Source organism: Corallococcus terminator, from assembly GCF_003611635.1.
Classification (GTDB): Bacteria; Myxococcota; Myxococcia; order Myxococcales; family Myxococcaceae; genus Corallococcus; species Corallococcus terminator.
On sequence record NZ_RAVZ01000639.1, the window covers coordinates 1 to 1,967 of the forward strand.

General features: G+C 71.5%; 2 protein-coding genes. Both read right to left on the reverse strand.

All coding sequences use genetic code 11. From position 1 onward, the window contains the following. Positions 1-363, reverse strand: a 363-nt coding sequence (locus D7V88_RS41020) for an MBL fold metallo-hydrolase (protein WP_208726755.1), incomplete at its 3' end; no start/stop codon positions are given. Positions 364-468: 105 nt separating this feature from the next. Then, positions 469-1,967, reverse strand: a 1,499-nt coding sequence (locus D7V88_RS41025; RefSeq protein WP_120545897.1) for a hypothetical protein, incomplete at its 5' end; no start/stop codon positions are given.

A 1,967-nucleotide genomic window follows, 5' to 3' on the forward strand; every position in this document is an offset into this window, starting at 1 on the left:
GTGGAAACGGCGGGGGCCGGCGAAGGACACGGGCGAGACCCGGTCGCCGAAGACGGGGTCGGTGAGCACGCGCGCGCCATCCACCTCCAGCAGCATCGTGCTGTGGCCCAGCCAGGTGACGCGCAGGCCGGTGTCCGGCGCGCGGGCCCAGGTGCCGCGCGGGTCGTCCACCGGGAGCGGGCCGGGCGGGGTGCGCTGCGTGCCGCCGAAGAAGTACTCCCCCAACAGGGGCAGCGGGTTGCCCTGGAGCCCGGGCCCCACGGGTGCGGTGTTGCGGAAGCCTTGGCCTTCGAACTGCCGGGAGGCCCGGCTGCGCTCGATGCGTTGTCCCGCGAGGCGTGCGCTGGGGCTGACGGTGGGCATGAGCGCGTGTCTAACACCCACGTGTCCGCCCGGCACGGTCACTCGCCAGGAGACCCGGCGGGCGGGGTGCCGTCCCGTCGGCGGGCCCGGGACAGCACGGGGGGCCTATTGTCCGACCTCCGGCGCCGCGCAGGTGGTGGTGAGCGCGGAGGACCAGAGCTGGCCGGCCGCCGTGTCGTCGAAGGCGCTGAAGAAGACGCGGTTGCCCACCCGGAGGAAATCGCGGGGGACGGACGACGCCCCGACGGACGGAGGGGCGATGTCCTTGAGACGGCGGGTCCCTCCCGTCGTGCCGTTGCTCACCCAGGGCTCAATGTTCTCTCCATTGCTGTCGGGCGCGCTGAAGTAGACGAGGTTGTCCGCCACCGCGTACACCGGCGAGCCGTACTCGTCCGACAAGCTCAGCGGGCGGCGCAGCAGCGTCGTCCCCCCGGCGGTGCCGTTCGTCACCCACAGTTGCGTGTCGCGGGGCCCCGGGCCGTTGCTGCCGATGGTGACGGAGAAGAACAGCTTCGTGCCTCCGGGTGCGGTGCTCACCTCGGAGATGTACGGGAACGCCGCGCCTTGTGAGGTGTAGTCATTGGGCAGGGTGACGACGGGCGTCGGGTTCCCGCCCGCGAGCGCCACGCGGTAGATGACCATGTACTGGGTGCTGTAGGACGTCGTCGTGACGTAAGCGTACGCGCCCAGCGTGCCCAGCACGTCCACCGCGCGGGTGGAGCCGAAGGAGGCCAGTCGCACCGTGCCGCCCGCCGTGCCGTCCGACTTCCACACCTCCGTCAGGCCCGTGCTCTCCTGCAGCGAGAACACGGCGAGCGTCCCCGAGACGCGCACGTCGACCGCATAGGTGTTGGGGCCCGCGTCCAGCCGCTTGAGCTGCACGGTGCCAGAGGCGGTGCCATCCGTGCGCCAGAGGCTGGTGGCGCCCTCCAACTCGCGCACGAAGAACAGCAGCGCGCCGCCGACCTGGGCGTCCAGGTAGCTCACATCCGCGCTCGTCCCGAAGTCGCGCAGGAGCACCGTGCCCGCCTCCGTGCCGTTCGACATCCACAGCTCGTGGCGCGTGGCCGAGGTGCCCGCGTCGAAGACCTCCCGGAAGAAGACGACGTTGTGGCCCACCGCCGTCAGGTGCGTCAGGTACGAACCCTCCGCGCCCGGCGTCAGATCCTTGACGATGCGGGTGCCGGCATTCGTGCCGTTGCTCACCCACAGCTCCTTGCCCCGCGCCACATCCGGAGCCTGGAAGAAGAGCTGGGTGGCCGTGGCCGTGAGGCTGTCCACCAGGGGGTCGAACCTGTCGCCGGTGACGGAGAAGCTCTTCACCTCCGTGGTGCCCGCGTCGGTGCCGGTGCTCTTCCAGAGGGAGCGGCGACCGTCCTCGTAGTTCACCGCGAAGTGCAGCGTGCCCTGGAGGTTCGCGAAGCTGTCCGGCGCCGCCGCGAAGCGGGGGATGCCCAGCTCCGAGGGCGGGAGGATCGTCTTCACCCGCTGCGTGGCCGCCGCGGTGGGAGGGCAGAAGGACTCCTGCGTCACCGACGGGTCCAGCGCCTGGGTGGGTTCCTGTGCGAGGGCGGCCTCCGCCTCCGTGTCCTCCAGGCCCCCGC